The sequence below is a fragment of the Candidimonas nitroreducens genome (assembly GCF_002209565.1).
Classification (GTDB): Bacteria; Pseudomonadota; Gammaproteobacteria; order Burkholderiales; family Burkholderiaceae_B; genus Candidimonas; species Candidimonas nitroreducens.
Map to the genome: position 1 here is coordinate 88,825 of NZ_NJIH01000002.1, position 20,678 is coordinate 109,502.

The 20,678-nt window shown below is 65.8% G+C and carries 16 protein-coding genes; 4 read left to right on the plus strand and 12 right to left on the minus strand.

The genetic code is table 11. The features are described from left to right. The first annotated feature begins 203 nt into the window (after nt 1-203). Both CEY11_RS01850 and cueR read left to right on the plus strand, forming a co-directional pair. On the plus strand, nt 204-419 hold the full coding sequence (locus tag CEY11_RS01850) for a heavy-metal-associated domain-containing protein (RefSeq protein ID WP_088602007.1): 216 nt from the start codon (nt 204-206) through the stop codon (nt 417-419). A 178-nt stretch (nt 420-597) separates the two neighbouring features. Continuing rightward, nucleotides 598-1,011: a Cu(I)-responsive transcriptional regulator gene (cueR, locus tag CEY11_RS01855; protein WP_088601664.1), complete on the plus strand. Its 414-nt coding sequence runs from the start codon at nt 598-600 to the stop codon at nt 1,009-1,011. Nucleotides 1,012-1,117: 106 nt separating this feature from the next. On the opposite strand, the gene CEY11_RS01860 is transcribed toward cueR, so the two are convergent. From CEY11_RS01860 to CEY11_RS01880, 5 genes are all read right to left on the minus strand, one after another. After that, the gene (locus CEY11_RS01860) at nt 1,118-1,693 is read right to left on the minus strand and encodes a nitroreductase family protein (protein WP_088601665.1); all 576 of its coding nucleotides are present in this window, start codon (nt 1,691-1,693) and stop codon (nt 1,118-1,120) included. Between the two features lie 277 nt (nt 1,694-1,970). Further along, nucleotides 1,971-2,786 carry a pyridoxine 5'-phosphate synthase gene (locus CEY11_RS01865; protein ID WP_088601666.1) on the minus strand — a complete coding sequence of 272 codons (816 nt, stop codon included), beginning with the start codon at nt 2,784-2,786 and terminating at the stop codon, nt 1,971-1,973. A 104-nt stretch (nt 2,787-2,890) separates the two neighbouring features. Then, nucleotides 2,891-4,450 carry an efflux transporter outer membrane subunit gene (locus tag CEY11_RS01870; RefSeq protein WP_088601667.1) on the minus strand — a complete coding sequence of 520 codons (1,560 nt, stop codon included), beginning with the start codon at nt 4,448-4,450 and terminating at the stop codon, nt 2,891-2,893. Then, nucleotides 4,447-7,656 carry an efflux RND transporter permease subunit gene (locus CEY11_RS01875; protein ID WP_088601668.1) on the minus strand — a complete coding sequence of 1,070 codons (3,210 nt, stop codon included), beginning with the start codon at nt 7,654-7,656 and terminating at the stop codon, nt 4,447-4,449. Before CEY11_RS01875 ends, CEY11_RS01870 begins: the two co-directional genes overlap by 4 nt. A gap of 58 nt (nt 7,657-7,714) precedes the next feature. Continuing rightward, nucleotides 7,715-8,854 (minus strand): efflux RND transporter periplasmic adaptor subunit, encoded by a 1,140-nt coding sequence (locus tag CEY11_RS01880; protein WP_233154674.1) that lies wholly within the window; start codon nt 8,852-8,854, stop codon nt 7,715-7,717. Here CEY11_RS01880 and CEY11_RS25620 point away from each other — a divergent pair. Next, nucleotides 8,853-9,047 carry a hypothetical protein gene (locus CEY11_RS25620; protein ID WP_233154675.1) on the plus strand — a complete coding sequence of 65 codons (195 nt, stop codon included), beginning with the start codon at nt 8,853-8,855 and terminating at the stop codon, nt 9,045-9,047. The two genes, CEY11_RS01880 and CEY11_RS25620, sit on opposite strands and share 2 nt — an antisense overlap. A 112-nt stretch (nt 9,048-9,159) precedes the next feature. On the opposite strand, the gene CEY11_RS01885 is transcribed toward CEY11_RS25620, so the two are convergent. The 6 genes from CEY11_RS01885 to CEY11_RS01910 form a co-directional block, all read right to left on the minus strand. Then, a complete protein-coding gene (locus CEY11_RS01885) occupies nt 9,160-9,954 on the minus strand; it encodes an ABC transporter ATP-binding protein (protein ID WP_088601670.1) in 795 nt (264 codons plus the stop codon). A gap of 7 nt (nt 9,955-9,961) precedes the next feature. Continuing rightward, complete coding sequence (locus CEY11_RS01890) at nt 9,962-10,852, minus strand: ABC transporter permease (protein ID WP_088602008.1); 891 nt, start codon at nt 10,850-10,852, stop codon at nt 9,962-9,964. 160 nt (nt 10,853-11,012) lie between these two features. Beyond that, on the minus strand, nt 11,013-11,987 hold the full coding sequence (locus tag CEY11_RS01895) for an ABC transporter substrate-binding protein (RefSeq protein WP_088601671.1): 975 nt from the start codon (nt 11,985-11,987) through the stop codon (nt 11,013-11,015). Between the two features lie 261 nt (nt 11,988-12,248). Beyond that, the gene (locus CEY11_RS01900) at nt 12,249-13,025 is read right to left on the minus strand and encodes a spermine/spermidine synthase domain-containing protein (RefSeq protein ID WP_088601672.1); all 777 of its coding nucleotides are present in this window, start codon (nt 13,023-13,025) and stop codon (nt 12,249-12,251) included. A 27-nt stretch (nt 13,026-13,052) separates the two neighbouring features. Then, the gene (locus CEY11_RS01905; protein WP_088601673.1) at nt 13,053-14,234 is read right to left on the minus strand and encodes an acetyl-CoA C-acyltransferase family protein; all 1,182 of its coding nucleotides are present in this window, start codon (nt 14,232-14,234) and stop codon (nt 13,053-13,055) included. A 132-nt stretch (nt 14,235-14,366) separates the two neighbouring features. After that, nucleotides 14,367-16,322 (minus strand): chloride channel protein, encoded by a 1,956-nt coding sequence (locus CEY11_RS01910; RefSeq protein WP_198958814.1) that lies wholly within the window; start codon nt 16,320-16,322, stop codon nt 14,367-14,369. A gap of 351 nt (nt 16,323-16,673) precedes the next feature. Between CEY11_RS01910 and CEY11_RS01915 the strand changes: the two genes are divergently transcribed. Beyond that, nucleotides 16,674-18,794 carry a TonB-dependent siderophore receptor gene (locus CEY11_RS01915; protein ID WP_088602010.1) on the plus strand — a complete coding sequence of 707 codons (2,121 nt, stop codon included), beginning with the start codon at nt 16,674-16,676 and terminating at the stop codon, nt 18,792-18,794. 95 nt (nt 18,795-18,889) lie between these two features. Here the strand turns inward: CEY11_RS01915 and CEY11_RS26030 are convergent, their stop codons facing one another. Continuing rightward, nucleotides 18,890-20,518, minus strand: coding sequence for a S10 family peptidase (locus tag CEY11_RS26030; protein WP_408608096.1), 1,629 nt, complete (start codon nt 20,516-20,518; stop codon nt 18,890-18,892). Between the last annotated feature and the right edge of the window lie 160 nt (nt 20,519-20,678).

Genomic DNA, 20,678 nt, shown 5'->3' on the forward strand with positions numbered 1-20,678 from the left:
AGTTTGATGTAATTAAATATTCAGCATATGGTCAGAAATAGCTGATTCCGCTTCCAAATCAATTGCGAATGCGAGCGTGAAGTGCCGGCCGCCAGGCCGGCTTCCATACGCCCCTCGCCGCCGCGGCCGCCACTGGAGCTTCCTACCCTGGGAAGGTCTACACTGGTGGCTCCACCATAGAAACCATGCGATCCGAGATGAAGATGAATACCAAGACCGAGTTCCTGATACCCGACATGACCTGCGAACACTGCGTCAGAACCATCACCTCTGCGGTACAGCGGGTGGCGCCGGGCGCCTCGGTAAAGGCGCAGGTCGACACGCACCACGTCACGATCCAGGCGACAGCCAGTGCGGCCGCCGTCGAGGCCGCGATACGGGCCGAGGGATACCACCCCGAAGCCGTGGCGGAAGCCTGATCCGCGGGCAACGCGGGGGCGGGCCGCGCACTGCTATACAGCTCCCCTTTTAGAGCAAGTTTGGCCCGGATATTTACTGAGTGTTCCCGGAACTTGTCTGGCGCAATGCTTCAAAGAGTGTAAATATCTGAACTGAAAACGCTCTAAGGTCAACAGGCCTTGAGCCAAGGAAATCGCCATGAATATCGGCCAGGCGGCCGCCCGCTCGGGGGTGTCGGCCAAGATGATCCGCTATTACGAAAGCATAGGCCTGCTGGAGCCGAGCCGCCGCAGCGCCTCGGGCTACCGGCAATACGGCGACAAGGATCTGCACGCGCTGGGCTTCATACGGCGGGCGCGCGAACTGGGCTTTCCGCTGAAGCAAGTGGCGGCCCTGATGGCGCTATGGCACGACAAGTCGCGTGCCAGCGCCGAGGTCAAGCAGCTGGCCGAAACGCATATCGCCGAGCTCGAGCACAAGGCGCAGATGCTCAAAGAAATGGCGGCCACACTAAGAAACCTGGCCGATCACTGCCACGGCGACGAACGGCCCGACTGCCCCATACTGGAAGGCCTGCAGGGCGGCGCCGAACCGTGCCATACGGATTCGTGATCAGGAAGTTAACGGCGCTGCTTCGCCCTGCCGTACTCGCTGCATTGCCATACGGCTTCGCGCCCGGCTCGCCCAATGTCCGTGCCGTTTTGATCGTAAACCCGTGTCAGGCACCGCTCCATTCCGTGACGAACTGCCGGTAATCCGAGCGCTGCGGCGCGGGCCCAGCGTCGATTGGGGTGCCGATCGCCAGGTAACCCATGTAGCGGTAGTCGAGGCCGTCGAAGCCGAGGGCCTCGTTGACCTCGTCCACATACGTACCCAGGCCGGTGCTCCAGTACGCCCCGTAGCCCAGCATATGGGCCGCATCGAGCATCTGGGTGACCGCCGCCCCGGTGGCCAGCATGCGCTCGGCCTCGGGGATCTTGGTATTCGTATGATCCAGCCTGCAGGCCAGCGCGATCAGCAGCGGCACTTCCGCCAGCCAGCGGCGCGTGTTGGCTTCTTTTTCCGGCGTCATGGGCTTGCCCGCCGCCTTGCTGGCGCCTATGGCCAGGTCGGCCAGGCGGCCGATCGCCGCGCCGCGGATCAGCGCAAAGCGCCAGGGCTGCAGGTGCCCGTGATCGGGAGCCGTCATGGCCGCCCGCAGAATCAGATCCAGATGCTCGGCGCTGGGCCCGGGAGCGCGTACGAACTTCACCGAGCGGCGCGTCAGCAGGTAATCAATGGGAGACATGGGCATTGAGCAATCCTATACATGGAGTTTTGCGTGCAGGGACTGCAAGGCGAAGCAATGCAGTCATCGCTGCGCATAATCGAGCGGCTTTGCATGCGGAGCGAGGACAAGGCGCGAAGCCGCTGACAGTACGCATAGTACGGCAAGGCGAAGCAACGTAGTCATCGATCCGCATAATCGAGCGGCTTTGCATGCGGAGCGAGGGCAAGGCGCGAAGCCGCTGACAGTACGCATAGTACGGCAAGGCGAAGCAACGCAGTCATCGCTCCGCATGCAAAGCCGCTTAGGGGCGACAGGCGGCTACCAGCAGAGCCTTCATGTCGCGCACCGCCTTTTCCCAGCCGTCGAAGACGGCGCGTGCGACGATGGCGTGGCCTATGTTGAGCTCGGACAAGCCCGGCAGTGCCGCTACGGCTTGCACGTTGCCGTAGTGCAGGCCGTGGCCGGCATTAACCCGCAGGCCCAGGGCCAGGCCCTGCGCGATGGCGCCGCGTATTCTTTCCAGCTCGCGGCTGGCCACGGCCGCATCGGCCGCAACGCCAGAGGCCGCCACGGCACTTGCCGCCACGGTATCGGCCACCACGGTATCGGCCGCGACGATATCGACCGCCGCGGTATCGACCGCCGCGGCATATGCTCCGGTGTGCAGCTCGATGACCTGGGCGCCGGCGCGCTGCGCGGCCTCGATCTGCCGCGCATCGGCGTCGATGAACAGCGACACGCGGATCCCTGCCTCGCCCAGCACGGCCACGGCATGGCGCACCGCCTCGAAGTGCGCCAGCACATCGAGGCCGCCCTCGGTGGTGAGCTCGGCGCGATTCTCGGGCACCAGGCAGACGTCGTCCGGCTTGACCTCGCAGGCTATGGCGAGCATTTCCGGCGTAATGGCGCATTCAAGGTTCATGCGGGTGCGCAGCCGGGCGCGGATGGCGCGCACGTCGGCGTCCTGGATATGGCGCCGGTCTTCGCGCAAGTGCAGCGTGATCAGGTCGGCCCCGGCGTCTTCGGCGCGCAGGGCCGCCTCGAGCGGGTCGGGATAAACAGTCAGGCGCTGCTGGCGCAGCGTCGCCACGTGATCGATATTTACGCCTAATTCCATCTTTGTTCCTGCCGATGCCGCGGCTCTCTGGTGTCCACAGCCAGGGGAGGTTCGCTTCCTCAGCCCCGGCTCAGGCACCAGGGCCTGTTGACGCTAGCATAGCATCATGAGGCCGAAGTCTTTTGCGGCGCGGCCGTGGCGGGCGCGCCGCCGGCCTGGCCCGCGGGGGCTTGCGCAGCGGCGGCCGCCGGGGCGCCGCTGTTTTCCAGCCAGCCGCCGCCCAGCGCCTTGTACAGGTTCACGCGGTTGACCAGCGAGTCCAGGCCGGCCTGCAGGAACGAGCTCTGCACCGCATACAGATTCACCGCGGCGGTCTGCACCTGCAGGAAGCTGTCGACGCCGCTCTTGTAGCGTATCTGGGCCAGATCCAAGGCCCGCTGCGACTCGGTCTGCTCGGAGCGCAAGGCGTCGAGCTGGCTGGAATACGTCGCCTCGCCGGCCAACGCGTCGGCCACTTCGCGGAAGGCGGTCTGTATGGCCTTCTCGTACTGCGCCACCGCGATCTTCTGGTTCGCCTTGGCCAGATCCAGATTGCCGGCCAGGCTGCCGCCGGCGAACAGGGGCTGGGTGATCGTGGGCGAGAACGACCACATGCCGTTGCCCGCCTGGAACAGTCCGCTCAGGGCGGGACTGGCCAGGCCCAGCAGCGCGGTAATGGAAATATTCGGGAAGAACTGCGCCCTGGCCGCCCCGATATTGGCATCGGCCGCCTTCAGATTGTGCTCGGCCTGCATGATGTCGGGCCTGCGCTCGAGCAGATCGGACGGCAGCCCGATGGGCACCGCCGACAGCATCTGATCCCTGCCGAACACGGCGCCCGCCGGCAGATCCGCCGGGATGGGCTCGCCCAGCACCAGCTGCAGGGCATTGCGCGCCTGCGACTGGGCGCGCAGCGTGGCCTGCAGGTCGGCGCGCGAGGCGTCGAGCTGCGCCTTGGCCTGGGCGACGTCCAGCGCCGACGCCACACCATTATTGAATGTGGACTGCACCAGGTCGTAGGTGCTCTGGCGCGACTGCATGGTCTTGCGCAGCAGATCGGCCTGCTGTTCGGCGCTGCGCAGATTGAAATAGGCCTGCGCCACTTCGCCGATCAGGCTGATCTGGACGGTGCGCTGCGCCTCTTGCGTAGCCAGGTACTGTTCGTAGGCAGCCTTGGTCAGGTTCTTGATGCGGCCGAAGAAATCCAGCTCGAAGGAAGATATGCCGACGCCGGCCTGCAGCGAGCGGCTCATGCGGGTGGAAGCGCCGTTGGCGCGCCGCACCGATTGAGAGCTGCTGGTGATGGTGCTGCTGCCCTGCAGGCCTATGGTGGGCAGGCGCGCGCCGGCCTGGATGCCGTACTGGGCTTGCGCGGCCAGCACGTTCTGCACGGCGATGCGCATATCGCGGTTGTTCTCGAGCGCAATGCCGATCAGGGCCTGCAAGCGCGGATCGCGGAAGAATTGGCGCCAGCCGAGGTCGGCGGTGTGCGCGACCTGCGGCGTGGCCGCGGCCGCGCTTTGCGTGCCTTCGCGTGCGGCGCCGGCGGCGGCCTGCTGCAGGTCGGGGTACTGCTGCGCCACGGGCGCGGCGGGACGCTGATAGTCGGGCGCAAGCGAGCATCCGGCCAGCATCAGAGCCGTGGCGGCCGACACGCCCGCATAGCGGAAAGAACGCGGGCTCATGGCTGTTCCCCGTCGGTAGTGTGCGAGGCATCGGGTGATTGCGCCGTGCCGTTGTTCAGTTCCGGATGCGGCGCCGGCGCGTGCGGCGCGTGCGCGCCCAGCACCTTGACCTTGGTCTTGAACAGCTTCAGCACCACCACGAAGAAGGTCGGGACGAACAAGACTGCCAGCGGCGTGGCCGCCAGCATGCCGCCCAGCACGCCCAGGCCCACCGCGTTCTGGCTGGCCGCGCCGGCCCCGGTGGCGATGGCCAGGGGCACCACCCCCAGGATGAAGGCGAACGAAGTCATCAGGATCGGCCGGAAGCGCAGCCGCGCCGCCTCGATGGTCGAATCGATAAGGCTGTTGCCGTCGGCGTACATGTCCTTGGCGAACTCCACGATAAGAATGGCGTTCTTGGCCGCCAGGCCGATGACTGTGACCATGCCTACCTGGAAGTACACGTCGTTGGACATGCCCATGCCATAGATCAGCGCCACGGCCCCCAGCATGCCCAGCGGCACCGCCAGCATCACCGACAGCGGAATCGCCCAGCTTTCGTACAGGGCGGCCAGCACCATGAACACCACCAGCATGGCCAGGCCGAGCAAGATGCCGGACTGGCTGCCGGCCTGCCGTTCCTGGTAGGACAGGCCGGTCCACTCATAGGCGAAGCCCGGCGGCAGCTTGGCCACCAGCGCTTCCAGATGCTCCATGGCCTGGCCCGTGGAATAGCCCGGCGCGGCCGAGCCGCCTATGCGCAGCGATTCATAGCTGTTGTAGCGCACCACCTGCACGGGGCCCTGAGTCCATTTGGCCGTCACGAACGAGGACAGCGGCACCATGGTGCCCTGGCCGTTGATGGCATTGAGCTTCATGATGTCGTCGATGTTCATGCGGTGCTTGGCATCGGCCTGCACCCACACGTTCTGCACCCAGCCCATATTGGTGAACTTGGCGACGTAGGCCGAGCCTATGGCCGCGGAAATCACATTGGCCGCCTCGCTGAAGCTCACACCCAGCGCCGCCGCCTTGTTGCGGTCTATGGACAGCATCAATTGCGGGCCGGGCCCCAGCCCCGTGATGTGAGTCTGGGACAGCGCCGGGTCTTTGGAGGCCATTTGCAGCAGCTGCTGCGCCGCCGCCATCAAGGCATCGTGGCCCGCACCGCCGCGGTCTTCCAGGCGCATGTCGAAACCCGAGGCATTGCCCAGCGAAGAGATGGCCGGCGGCACCACCGCGAACACCATCGAGTCGGGCAGGCCGAACAGCAGTTTCTGGGTGGCGCGCGAGGCGACGGCCTGGGCCGAGTTGGCCGCGCCCTTGCGGTCTTTGAAGTCCTTGAGGGTGACGAAGGCGATGGCCGAATTCAAGCCGTTGCCATTGAAGCTGAAGCCCTGCACGGTGATCATGTTTTCCGTTTGCGGCTGCTTCCTGAAATAATCTTCGACCTTCTCGATGACTTCGAGGGTGCGGTTGGCGGTAGAGCCGGCCGGCAGCTCCATGTTGACCGCGATGTAGCCCTGGTCTTCGATGGGCAGGAAGGACGTGGGCAGGCGCAGGTAGATCCAGCCCAGCGCCACCAGTATTACCAGGTAGATGAGCATCATGCGGCCGCCGCGCTTCAGGCTGCGGCCCACCCAGCCCTCGTAGCCCTTGGTGGTGCGCTCGAAGCCGCGGTTGAACCAGCCGAAGAAGCCCCGCTTGCCCTCATGGTGCCCTTTCGGTATGGGTTTCAGCAGCGTGGAGCACAGGGCGGGCGTGAAGCTCAGGGCCAGGAAGGCCGAGAACAAAATGGATATGGCCATGGCCACCGAGAACTGGCGGTAGATCACGCCCACCGAGCCGTTCATGAAGGCCAGCGGCAGGAACACCGTGGTCAGCACCAGGGTGATGCCGACGATGGCTCCCGTGATTTGCGGCATGGCCTTCTTGGTGGCCTCTTTGGGCGACAAGCCGTCTTCCACCATGATGCGTTCGACGTTCTCGACCACCACAATGGCGTCATCGACCAATATCCCGATGGCCAGCACCATGGCGAACATGGTCAGCACATTGATGGAAAAGCCCAGCGCCAGCATGACCGCAAAGGCGCCCAGCATCGCCACCGGCACCACCAGCGCCGGGATCAGCGTGTAGCGCACGTTCTGCAGGAACACGAACATCACCACGAACACCAGCACCATGGCTTCGAGCAGGGTTTCTAGCACCTGCTCGATGGACAGCTGCACGTAGGGCGAGGTGTCGTAGGGAATGCTGTACGTGATGTTGTCGGGGAAGTACTTGGACAGGCTTTGCAGCTCTGCCCGCACGGCCACCGCGGTGGCCAGCGCGTTGGCGTCGGGGGTAAGCGACAGCGCAAAGGCCGCGGTCGGCTTGCCATTGAGCCGGGCGCCGAACTGATAATTGTCGGCCCCGACCTCGATGCGCGCGACATCGCGCAGGCGCACGCTGGAGCCGTCGACATTGGAACGCAGCACGATGCTGCCGAAATCCTTGACCGTCGCAAGCTGGCCGTTGACCAGGATCGGCGCGGTCACGCGCTGCGTATCGGGATTGGGCGGCGAGCCGATGATGCCGCCGGAGATCAGCACGTTCTGCGCCGCGATGGCGGACTGCACCTGCGCCATGCTGAGCTGGTAGCCGGCCAGCTTGTCGGGGTCGACCCAGATGCGCATGGCGCGCGGGGCCGCGAACAGCTGGAAATTACCCACCCCGGACACGCGCGAGAGAGGGTTCTGGATATTGCGGGTGATGTAGTCGGCCAGCGCCGCCTGATCCAGCGAGCCGTCTTTGGACGAGACGGTGACCACCATCAGGAAGCCGGGGTTGGTCTGGGCGACTTTCAGGCCCTGCTGCACCACTGCCGCGGGCAGGCTGGAGGTGACGTTCGAAATACGGTTCTGCACGTCGACCTGGGCCAGGTCGGGATCGATGCCGGGAGCGAACGTGGCCGTGATCTGCGACTGCCCGTAGGAATCGCTGACCGACTCGTAATACAGCAGGCCCTTGGCGCCATTGAGCTGATTCTCGATGACGCTGGTGACGGAAGTGGCGACGTCCTGGGCCGAAGCGCCGGGATACGAAGCCGTGACGTTGATTTGCGGCGGCGCCACCTGCGGGTACTGGGCCACCGGCATGTTGGGAATAGCCAGCAGGCCGGCCAGGGCGATCGCCAGCGCGACCACCCAGGCAAAAATCGGTCTATCGATAAAAAATTGCGGCATAAATGCTCACTCTACAAGCGCTGCGACGACGACTGAAAGGCGATGGCGCAAGCTGCGCTCAGCCCTTGGCGCCGGACGGCGCGGCGGCGGGCTTGTCCGTGGCGGCGGGCGCCTTGTGCGCGTCCGGCCCCGCTGCCGCAGGCGCGGCGCCCTGCGGCTTGCCTTGATTCCAGGGCATGGGCTGTACCGGAGCGCCCGGCCGGATCTTCTGGAAGCCCTCGACCACCACCACGTCGCCGGCGTGCAGGCCCTTGTAGATTACCGACTTGCCCTTGACCTCGGGGCCGACCTGCACCATGATCTGCGCGGCCTTGCCGTCCTTGACCACATACAAGGCGCTGAGGCCCTCGGCGGTGCGCTGCAGCGCCTGCTGCGGCACCAGCAGCGCCTGCTGATCCACGCCCTCTTCGATGCGGGCCTGTACGTACATGCCCGGCAGCAGGATCTTGTCGGGGTTGGGGAACACCGCGCGCAGATTCACCTGGCCCGTGTTGGGATCGACCGTGACGCCCGAGAACAGCAGTTCGCCGCTGTGGTCGTACAGGGTGCCGTCTTCCAGCACGACCTCGGCCTTGGCCCTGCCAGAACTGGTTTGCTTGAGCTCGCCGCTGGCCAGGGCGCGCCGCAGGCGCGACAGATCGGTGGTCGACTGGCTGAAGTCGACATAGACGCGGTCGAGCTCCTGCACGGTCGCCAGCTGGGTGGCGCTGCTGGCGCTGACCAGCGCGCCTTCGGTGACCAGCGATTTGCCGATGCGCCCCGATATGGGCGACACCACGCGCGTATAGCCAAGGTCGATATCGGCGGACTCGAGCGAGGCCTGGGCCGCGGCGACCGCCGCATTGGCCTGGCCGGCCTGGGCCAGCGCATTGTCGTAGTCCTGGCGGCTGATGGCGTTGACCTTGATGAGCTGCGCATAGCGCTGCGCCAGCAGGCGCGCACTGCGGGCGTCGGCCTGGGCCTTCTTGAGCTGCGCATCGGCCTGATCGCGCGCCGCCTTGTAAGGCGCCGGATCGATGGTGAACAGCAGGTCGCCTTCTTTGACGTCGCTACCTTGGGTAAACGCCACCTGGGTGACGATACCGTTCACGCGGGCACGGATTTCCGCGTCTTTGATGGCCTCGACACGTCCGGGTAATTCAGTATAGATGGCCGTGTGCTGCGGCTGTACCGTGACGACACTGACCGGAACTTTCATGCCGCCCTCCGCCGGTTTCGGCTTCTCGCCGCAGCCGGCCAGCGCCAGCGCGATGATCGATGAAATTACGGCAACCCGGGCTTTCCGCCGCAACGACGGATGGACTATCGGCATTTATAAAACTCCCATTCTGCACCGCGCCACGATAAGCGCTGCGGGAAGGATCCTGTCTTTTTGTAAACGGCGAGTATAAAGCCAAATTGCCCCCAACAAAATGAAATTCGGTGCTATTACCCCCTTATTTCATTGAACTGGGATAGCGAGCCGGCGCCCCGGGCGCGGCAGCGGCGGCCCGGCGCAGGCCTTCAGCCCAGCAGCAGCGCGTCGTCGGACAGCTTTTCGCCGCGCACGCGCTCGAACATGGCAAGCAGGTCGGGCACGTCCATGCCCTTGCGCTCGTCGCCGGACACGTCCAGCACCACATTGCCCTGGTGCAGCATGACGGTGCGCTGGCCCACGTCCAGCGCCTGGCGCATGCTGTGCGTGACCATCATGGTGGTGAGGCGGCTTTCCTCGACGATGCGCACGGTAAGATTCAGCACGAAATCGGCGGTGCGCGGATCGAGCGCGGCCGTATGCTCGTCCAGCAGCAGTATGCGCGAGGGCTGCAGCGCCGCCATGAGCAGGCTCACGGCCTGGCGCTGCCCGCCCGAAAGCAGGCCGATACGGTCGCTGAGGCGGTTCTCCAGGCCCAGTCCGAGGATCGCCAGGCGCTCGCGGAACTCCTCGCGCATGGGCTTCCTGACCGCCAGCGACAGCCCGCGGCGCCGGCCGCGGTTATATGCCAGCGCCATGTTCTCTTCGATACTGAGGTTTTCGCAGGTGCCCGCCATGGGATCCTGGAACACGCGCGCCACTTGCGCGGCCCGGGCCCACACGGGCTTGCGCGTCACGTCGCGGCCGCTGATGAGTATCGTGCCACTGTCTATCGCCAGATCGCCCGAGACCGCGTTCAGGAAGGTCGACTTGCCCGCGCCGTTGGAACCGATCACGGTGACGAACTGGCCTTCGGGTATGTCCAGCGACATGCCGCGCAGCGCCCGGGTTTCGATGGGCGTGCCGGCGTTGAACGTGATGTGGATGTCTTTTGCGCTCAGCATGTCGGTTTCAACGCCCCCTCTTGCCGCGCAGCCGCTTCTTGAGCAGCGGGATCACCAGCGCGATCGTCACCAGCACCGCGGTCACCAGGTTCAGATCCTGGGCCTGCAGGCCTATGAAGTCGGCATTCAGCGCCAGCGCGATGAAGAAGCGGTACAGCACGGCGCCGACGATCACCGCCAGCGTGATGATCACCAGGCGGCGCGAAGGCATTACGCTCTCGCCTACGATGACGGCGGCCAGGCCGATGACGATGGTGCCTATGCCCATGGATATGTCGGATCCGCCCTGCGACTGCGCGAACAAAGCCCCGGCCAGCGCCACCAGCGCATTGGAAATGGCCATGCCGCCCAGGATCATATTGCCCGTGGCCACGCCCTGCGAGCGCGCCATGCGCGGATTGGAGCCCGTGGCGCGCATCGCCAGCCCCATCTGCGTCGAGAAGAACCAGTCGAGAATGAACTTGATCGCGATGACCAGCACCAGCAGCAACAGCGGCCGCGCCACATAGTCGCTCAGGCCCGGCGGCTGCAGTACGGTGAACACCGTGGCGTTGTTGATCAGCGGCACGTTGGGCTTGCCCATGATGCGCAGATTGATGGAATACAGGGCGATCATCATCAGGATGCTGGCCAGCAGATCCATGATCTTGAGCCTGACATTGAGCCAGCCGGTGATGGCGCCCGCCAGGGCGCCGGCCAGCGTCGCCGCCAGGGTCGAAGAAAATGGATCGACGCCGGCGCTGATGAGCGTGGCGGCCACTGCCCCGCCCAGCGGAAAGCTGCCGTCGACCGTCAGATCGGGGAAATTGAGCATGCGGAACGAGATCAGCACGCCCAGCGCCACCAGGCCGAATATCAGGCCTATCTCGAAAGCGCCCCAAAGAGAATAAATAGACATGAAGGAATCGGATCTGGAAAAGGCCGCCCGCGGCAGCGGGCGCCGGCATCGAGCCCGGCGCCCATGCGCCCGCGGGCCGTCATGCAGGGCCGCTGCGCCGCCGACGGCGCGGCGCGGGCTCGATGCCGGCGCCGGCCGCAAGGCATTGCGGGCTATTGTTTTATTGCACGACCTTGGCGGCCGACTTGACGAACGCCTCGGACAAGGTCACGCCCTGCTTCTTGGCCGCCGTGGGGTTCACGTACAGCTCGAGCTTGTGGCTGGTTTCGGAAGGGATGGTGCCGGGCTGGGTGCCCTTGAGGATCTTCACGACCATCTCGCCGGTCTGGACGCCCAGATCGTGATAATTGACCCCCAGGGCGGCGATGGCGCCGCGCTTGACGCTGTCGGTGTCCGAGGCGATGAGGGGGATCCTGGCATCGTTGCCGACCTTCACCAGCGACTCGTAGGCCGAGACCACGTTATTGTCGGTATTGGTATAGATGACGTCGACCTTGCCGATCAGGCTGCGCGCCGCCGCGCCGACGTCGACCGTGCGCGCCGCGGTGGCCTCGACCAGCGACATGCCGGCCGCCGGCAGCAGCTTGCGCAGGCGCTGCACCACCACCACCGAATTGGCCTCGCCCGGGTTGTACACCATGCCCACGCGCTTGGCCTTGGGCACCACCTGCTTGATCAAGTCGATCTGTTTTTCCAGCGCCAGCGCGTCGGACACGCCGGTAACATTAGTGCCCGAGGGGCCCAGCGTCTTGACCAGCTGCGCGGCGACCGGATCGGTAATGGCGGAATAGACCACCGGTATGGTCTTGGTAGCGGCCACCACGGCCTGCGCCGAAGGCGTGGAAATGGCAACGATGACATTGGGCTTGTCGCCGACGTACTTGCGGGCGATCTGGGCGGCGATGGCGGTATTGCCCTGCGCGGTCTGGAATTGCCATTTCAGGCCAGAGGCCTCGGTGTAGCCCGCCTTTGCCAGGGCTTCCTTGACGCCATCCTTGACGGAATCCAGGGCTGGGTGCTCGACGATGGAGGTCACCGCCACGGACACCGGCTGGGCCAGCGCCCCGCCCTGCACGCCGGCACCCGCAAGGATCGCCGCGCCGAACGCCAATTTGGTGCGTAGAGAAAACTTCATGCCAGGCTCCTTGAACAACAACGGAAAAATGGACAGCAAACCTACCGGGAGAGGATTCCGCGCTGCGCGGGGAAGGCGCGCTGGCCGGCGAACCGGCCGCGGCGCCAAGCCACGCCAAGCATGGGGCTGGATCTTCCTGCCCAGAGCCTTTCCACCCCTAGTAAACAAGGGGGTAAGTCTAGCGCTTTAGCCGCACGCCTGCCGCAAGGGATATCCCTGCTTGCCGCCAGACAGGCCATCGAACCACGGCCCCGGCACAGCCTATACCTGCAGCGCGCCGGCGCCACCCGCCAATAAAGAACGCGCCCAGCGCAGCGCCGGCAGCCCATAGTCCGACTGCACGGCCTCGGCGCGATCCAGAAACTGCCGCACGCTGACGTCCAGCAGCGGCCCCTTGAAGGCCAGCACCACGCGGTTGCCCTCGTCGACTTCGGGCAACTGCAGCACCCTGCCCGCGAAGGCCTCGCGGATATTGGCCAGATTGCGCGGAAAGCTTTCGTGGCTGCCGAACAGATTCACGGTCAGCACGCCGACCTCGGCCAGCGCCGCACGGCAATCCTGGTAGAACTCCAGCGTATCGCGCACCGGCCCGCGCGCCTGCGCATCGTACAGGTCGACCATCAGTGCGGCGCAGCTGCCGAGATTCTCGGGGCGCTTGAGCCAAAGCGCCGCGTCGTCGTGATCGATGCGCAGGCGCGGACTGTCGTGCAAGCGGAAATAGGCGCGGCACACCTGGGTGACCCGCGGATTCCATTCGGCCACCGCGGCCTCGGCGCGCGTGTGCCGCAGCACATAGCGCAGCAAAGAGCCCGCGCCTAGCCCCAGAATGCCCACGCGGTCGCGCGCGCCGGGTTCCAGGAACAGCAGCCAGGCCATCATCTGCTGTGTGTAGGCCAGCACCAGTTCCGAGGGCCTGGCGATGCGCATCGCCCCCTGTATCCATTCAGTGCCGAAGTGCAGGTAGCGTATGCCCTCGGATTCCGACAGCGTAGGCTCGTCGCCGGCGGGCGCGCCGGCGCGCGAACTAGCGCGCCGCATGCCCGACCGTGCGCGGATAGGCTGCCATTAGACGCGCTCGAAGATCGCCGCAATGCCCTGGCCGCCGCCTATGCACATGGTGACCAGCGCATAGCGCCCGCCCACCCGCTGCAGCTCGTACAGGGCCTTGACCGTGATGATGGCGCCGGTGGCGCCTATGGGGTGGCCCAGGCTGATGCCGCTGCCGTTGGGGTTGACCTTGGCGGGATCCAGGCCAAGCTCTTTGCTGACCGCGCAGGCCTGCGCCGCGAAGGCCTCGTTGGCCTCGATCACGTCGAGCTGGTCGAGGCTCAGGCCGGCTCTTTCCAGCACCATGCGGGTGGCCGGCACCGGCCCGATGCCCATGTATTTCGGGTCGACCCCGGCATGCGCGTAGGCCACCAGCCGCGCCATCGGCATGGCATTGCTGGCCTTGGCGCGCGAGGCGCTCATGAGCAGCACCGCCGCGGCGCCGTCATTCAGGCCCGAGGCATTGCCGGCGGTCACCGTGCCGTTTTCCTTGGCGAACACCGGCTTGAGCCCGGCGAAGTTCTCGGCGGTGGCGCCCATGCGCACGTGCTCGTCCTGGTCGAAGATCACCTCGCCCTTGCGCGTCTTCTGCACGACGGGCACGATCTGCTCTTTGAAGCGGCCGGCCGTGATGGCGGCCTCGGCCCGCTGATGCGAGGCCAGCGCCAGCGCATCCTGGTCGGCGCGCGACACACCGTACTTGCGCGCCACATTCTCGGCCGTGACACCCATGTGCATCTTGTCGAACGGGTCGGACAGCGCCCCGGTCATCATGTCGACCAGCACGCTGTCGCCCATGCGCGCGCCCCAGCGCTGCGCCGGGGCGATATAGGGCGCACGGCTCATGCTCTCGGCGCCGGCGCCGATCGCGATGCTGGCGTCGCCCAGCCGTATCGCCTGGGCGGCCGAGACGATGGCCTGCAGGCCCGAGCCGCACAGCCGGTTCACATTGAAGGCGGGAGTTTCCTGGGGCAGGCCGGCATTCAGCGCCGCCACCCGCGACAAGTACATGTCGCGCGGCTCGGTATTGATGACATGGCCGAACACCACATGCCCGACGTCCGCGCCTTCCACTTCGGCGCGGCGCAGCACTTCCCTGACGACCGTGGCGCCCAGATCGCAAGGCGGCACGTTCTTGAGCCCGCCGCCGAAATCACCCACCGCCGTGCGGCATGCGCCCATTACCAGAACTTCTTCCATGGATCCTCCCGTGTGCTCAAGCCCTATTCAACCGCAATATTAAGCCATTTGGGCAGGCAAGCCCGAGCAATCGCGCGCCGCCGCAGCGCCGGAACCTCGCGGGCCGGGCGCTGCCTCACGTCGCGCATTGCCTCAGGTCGCGTGCTGGGTCTGGCGGCGGCGCCGCGCGCGCATGCGGCGGTACGTCTTCAGATTGATCTGGCGGCGCAAGCGCCGGCCTTCCTTGAGGCGGCGCGCATGGGCCGACAGCAGGTCGCCGCGGGTCAGCATGCCCAGCAGCTTGGAGGTGTCGCCCTTGTCCACCACCAGCAGGCGGCCGACATTTTCCATGACCATGTGATCGGCCGCCTCGCGCAGGGTGTGATCCATGGTGATCACCACGGGCGGGCGCACGATCAGCTCGCCCAGGGTGGCCGCCGGCGACCATTTCGGATCGAAGAAAGTGCGCCGGGTCAGTACCCCCAGCACGCGCCCGGACGCGTCCACGATGGGATAGCCCTGGTGCTGGCCGGCCGGGCGGCCGCCGGCGATCCAGTCGCGCACCTCGCCGATGGTCTGGTCGGCCTGCAGGGTCACTACGTCGTGCTCGCACATATCGCGCACCAGCACGCGCTCGAGGTAGTCGGCCTTGTATTCCGAGGGCACGCGCACCCCGCGCCGCGCGATCTTTTCGGTCATGATGGTATTGCGCATGAATACCGCCGAAACCAGATAGGCGGCGGTGCAGGCGCCCAGCAGCGGCAGCAGGCCGAAAGGCTGCGCGGTGGTCTCGAAGGCGAAGACCACGGTGGTGATCAGGGCGCGCGAAGCGCCGGCGAAGATCGCCGCCATGCCGACCAGCGCCGCGATGCGCGGATCCACGCCCAGCGAAGGCAGGTAGGTGGCCAGCAGCATGCCCATGATGGCGCCCAGCGCCCCGCCGATCGTGAACAAGGGCGCCAGCGTCCCGCCCGAAGTGCCGCTGCCCAGGCAAATGGACCAGGAAATGAATTTCATCACGCACAGGTAGCCCAGTGCACCGAGCGCGAGGCGGCCGTTGAGAATGTCGTCGATATTGGTATAGCCCACGCCCAGCGTCAGCGGCGCAAAGTAGCCGACCACGCCCACCACCACGGCACCGATGGCCGGCCACCACATCCAGTGCACGGGCAGGCGCTCGAATACGTCTTCGATGCCATAGACCAAATGGGTGACCCCGACACTGACCAGCCCGATGATGGCGCCTATAAGCACATAGGCGATCAAGGCCTCGCCGCCCGGCGCGGCCAGGTGATCCATCAGGAACACAGGGGTGGATCCGATCAGCAGATAGCGCACCCCGGTGGCCGTCACGCAGGCCAGCGCCACCGGAATCAAGGAACGCGCGCGCAGTTCGAACAACAGCAGTTCCACCGCCAGCGCCACCGCCGAGATCGGCGCCGAGAACACGGCCGCCATGCCCGCCGCGGCCCCGGCCGCCAGCAGCACCTTGCGCTCGCTGGCCGTGACCTTGAGCAGCTGCCCGATCAGCGAGCCGAGCGCCCCGCCGGTGGCGATGATCGGCCCTTCCGCGCCGAACGGGCCGCCCGTGCCGATGACGATGGCCGAAGAGATGGGCTTGAGAAACGTAATGCGCGTGGGAATGCGCGATTCGTTGAGCAGTACTTGCTCCATGGCCTCCGGGATGCCGTGCCCGCGTATGGCCCGCGAACCCCAGCGCGCCATGAAGCCGGCAATCAGGCCGCCCACGACCGGCACCAGTATCACCCACAGGCCCAGATGGGACACCGCATCGGCAGGGGAAGAAAAGTCTGTCGACCAGCGGCCATAGAAGCTGAGATTGGTGATCAGGCCGATCAGCACCATGAGAACCTTGGCCACCACGGCCGCGGCGACCCCCAGCAACAGGGAAATGCCGATGATGCGCAGAACACGCCGATCGATCAGGGTGGAGCGCAGCGGCATGCGCGCCGCATCCAGGCTCAGGCTGAGCTCGGGCGCAACCGGCAGGCCGTCGGTGCTGCCCTCTTCTCGTACGCCGGTGCGGGCCGCTTCTGTAGTGTCGCCGGGAGTGTTTGTGGTCACAGACTTGCCAATGCGTTTTTTCATGATAGCCGAGCATTATCGCATGCGCCGTCTTTAAGAAAGCTGAAAAGCGTCCCGCAAGCCCCTGTTTTTCAAGGCCATATTGCTGTAGCGCCACAGCCGCGCGACGGCCGGCGGCGCGGCTCGGGCCGGCTCGCCAAGGCCTTAGTGCCGATAAATTCATTATTGAAAATCATTATCATTAAGAATAATATTCCGAGTTTTGTGAAAACAGCTTCCCTGACTACACGACAAACAGCTACGCGACAAACAGGCCAAAAGGAAACAAAGTTGAACAGTGAACCGGACGTTGCATATCCGATAAAACCCACCCGCGACGGCCATGCGCCGCAGGCCCGCCAGGCGCTGCGCTGGATGCTGTTGCTGGCGCTGGGCGCCGGCGTACCGATGTGCGCGGGCGCAGCCGATACGGCGGCCTCGCCCGCAAGCGATACCGCGGCCGGCGCCGGCGTGGCGCTGCTGCCCGCCGTCAGCGTGCAAGGTTCACGTGAAGACAGCATGCCGCTGCACCTGCGCGACAAGGTTGAAAGCGGCGCGCTGGGCGATCGTTCGCAACTGGAAACGCCCTACTCCACGACGGTCGTGAGCAGCTCCGACCTGAAGGATCGCCAGGTGACGAAGCTGGGCGACGTGTTCGCCGAGGACGCTTCGGTTACCGACAACAGCGGCGCCTACAGCAGCTGGGCCAGCTACATCACCGTGCGCGGGCTGCCCCTGGACTGGCAGAACGCCTATCGCATAGACGGCAAGCCCTTCCTGAGCTACGCCATTGTCCTGCCCTACGAGCAATTCCAGCAGATCGACCTGCTCAAAGGCTCGTCGGGCTTCATGTACGGCTTCGGATCGCCCGGCGGCCTGGTGAATTACGTCACCAAGAAGCCCACCGACGAGCCGCTGCGCAGCCTCGACATCGGCTATCACTCGAACAGCATCCTGAGCGAACACGCCGACATCGGCGGACGCGCGGGCAGCAACGGCGCATTCGGCTACCGCCTCAATGCCACCCATGAGGAAGGCCGCACCTATAACGACGGTTCGCTTTATCGCAATTCGTTTTCACTGGCGCTGGACGCGCGCCTGAGCGACGCGCTGACCTGGGATTTCGAATCCATTTACCAGGATCGCAAGACCCGCGGCCAGGAGCCTTCCATCTATACCGGCTTGTACACCGATTCCAGCCTGCCCGCGCCGCTGCGCGACACCGACCAGCGCCTGCTGGGCCCGGGCCAGCACCTGGACACGAATTTCCAGTTCTATTCCACCGGCCTGAAGTACCGGCTCGCGCCCGACTGGACGCTGAGCACCGACTTCAGCTACAGCAAGGCCTCGCGTGCGCGCAACGAAGGCATTCTTTACCTGACCGATGTCAACGGCGATTACGACGACTATCGTTCGGACACCCGGGAAAGCCACCAGTTCAACCAGTGGCAAGCCATGCTCGAAGGCAAGTTCGCCACCGGCAGCCTGAAGCACCACGTAGTGGCGGGTGCCTCGTGGCAAAAGCAGGTGAACAACTACAGCGCCAGCAGCTTCTACAGCCAGATCGGCACCGGCTCGCTCTGGGCGCAGAATACCAACGCCTACTACAGCAGCGGCGATTACGGTGTCTACCAAGACAGCGACATCGTGCAACAGGCCTTGTTCGCCAGCGACACCATAGATCTGACCGAGCGCTGGTCGATACTGGGCGGCCTGCGCTATACCAACTATCGCCAGCAAAGCTACACGCCGGCCGGCAGCGTCACCGCACGCTACGAGCAAAACGGCGTGGTCACGCCCACCGTGGCCCTGATGTACAAGCTGCAGCCGCGCACCATGCTGTATGCCAGCTACATCGAGTCCCTGGAACAGGGTGCGACGGTGGACGACATCTACGCCAACGGCGGCCAGATGCTCAACCCGCTGGTCAGCAAGCAATACGAATTCGGCATCAAGACCGAGCAGCAGCGCTGGGCCGCCACCGCGGCGCTGTTCCGCATCGAGCGCGGCGCGCAGTACGCCAACAGCGAAAACGTGCTGGTGCAGAACGGCCTTTCCGTCTACCAGGGCATGGAGCTGGGCGCCTCGACGCTGCTGGGTTCGAACTGGCGCGTGGGCGGCAACATCATGCTGCTGAAGGCCAGCTACGGCAAGGGCTCGAGCTACGACGGCGAGCGCGTCTCGGGCGCACCGCACTTCGTCGCCGCGGCGCAAGTGTCCTACAGCGTGCCGCAGATCGAGGGCCTGACCCTGCGCGCCGACGCCAAGTACACCGGCAGCACCACCCTGCGCCCCGCGGGCGACCTGAAGCTGCCCTCGTACACGGTATTCAACCTGGGCGCCAGCTACGACACGCGCATCGCCGGGCACGACACCACCTTCCGGCTGGCGGTGAACAATCTGGCCGACAAGGCCTACTGGGAATACCAGTACGACAACTACATCAAGCCCGGCGATCCGCGCAGTATCAGCCTGAACGCCTCGGTACGCTTCTGAGGCGGCTTGCGGCCGCAGCCTGAAGCCTCGCGGCCATGTCCCGCGGCCCCCAAGCCATGGCCGGCCCAGGCCCCGTTTTCCACGGCCCAGCCGCGTCAGGGCCCGGCGGCCGCCTGCAGGGCCCGGATCCGCGCCACCGCCGGGTGGTCGGCCAGCGCCGCGTCGTACATCTGTGCCAGCGCGGCCTTGAGCGCGGTGCGCGAGGCGCCGTCCAGGTACACCATGTGCCCCGAGGGATAAAAGCGCACGTCGAGATTGCGGCGCACGGCGGCGTTGGCCAGCGGCATGTCCCGCAGGTCGCACACCGTCTGGTAGAACGGCGTGACGAAATCGTAGTAGCCGTTGACCGACAACACGCGCAGATCCACATTCAGGCTCATCGCCGCGGCGAGATCGCCTGCCGTGTAAAGCACCACCTCGCCCTTGTCGTTCAAGCCCTTCTGGGCGCCGGTAGGATCGATGTGGCCGAAATCCCAGTGCTGGAACGCCTGGTCGTTCAGATCCGTGAAGGCCGAATTCGAGGTGAATTTCAGATCCTGGTTCAGATAGCTGTGCCACATGGCGGTGTACACGCCCGACACCGCCGTCATGGCCGGGTCGTTGCCGCCCGAATTGGGCGATATCTGCGCCGCGATACCGGTGTCGATCGCGCTCACGCGCCCGTCGTAGGCGCCCAGCGCCAGCCCCTGGCTCTTGAGCAGGCCCAGCAGGAAAAGCGACCTGCCCTGCGCATCGCTGGCCGCCAGATCCAGGTGCCAGGCGCGCAGCGTAGCGGCATCCATGCCGGTGTAGGCGCACAAAGCATCCAGTATCGCGGGATCGATCCTGGGCAACTGCCGCAGCGCGGCCGCATAGCGATCCTGCGCGAACGCGCACACCTTGCGCAAGTAGGCATCCAGGCCGCGCGGCCGTGGACGTACGCCCGACTTCTTGTGGTACCAGGCGTCGGCCGCCGCGGTCGGCAGCACCCCGACGGGATTGCCGGACTGGGTGTAGTCCAGTATCGAAGACTGGAGGGTAACGCCGTTGAGATCCACGCCGTCTTCGTGCAGGGCGTACGACAGGACGGCGCTGCGCGCCGTGCCGTACGACTCGCCGTACAAGAATTTGGGCGAGTTCCAGCGCCCGTTGGCGGTCAGGTAGCGCTTGATGAACTGCTTGAGCGATGCGGCGTCCTGATCCACACCCCAGAAGTCCCGGTTCTTCCATGGCGCGATGGCGGCCGAATAGCCGGTGCCCACCGGGTTGATGAAGACCAGGTCGCTTCTGTCCAGCAGGCTGTCGGAATTGTCCTCCATGGCATAAGGCGCCGGCGGCGTGAATCCCGGCATGCGGGTCTTGATGCGCCGGGGCGCGAACGATCCCAGCAGCACAAAGACCGATGAAGAGCCCGGGCCGCCGTTGTAGAAGAACGTGACGGCGCGCTGTTCGGGGTGGGCGCCGTCCAGGGTGAAAGCGACGTAAAAGATCCGGGCGCTGGGCCGCGAGCTGCCGGGATCCACCGCCACCATGTGGCCGGCCGTGGCCGTGTAGGCATACACGCGCCCGCCCAGCTCGACGTGGTGATGCGTAACAGCCGCATTCTCGCTGGTATCGTCGACCGCATCGTCCGGGCCGTTGCCGTAGGCGACAGGGTCGAAACACGGCCTGTCGCCGCGTGCGCCGGCTTGCTGGATCTTGTCCCGCGCCGTGCCCCGCGCCTTGTGCCGTACGCCGTCTTTCACGCCGTCTTCCGCGCTGTCTTTCGCATTGCTTTGCGCGCCGCCGCGCCCGGCGCCTGCCGCGGCGGGGACGCGGGCGCCTTGCCGGGCCTGCCTGCCGGCCGCGGCCTCGCGCAGGGCCGCGGCGACTTCCGTGCCGTCCGGACTGCCCAGGCCGGTGCAG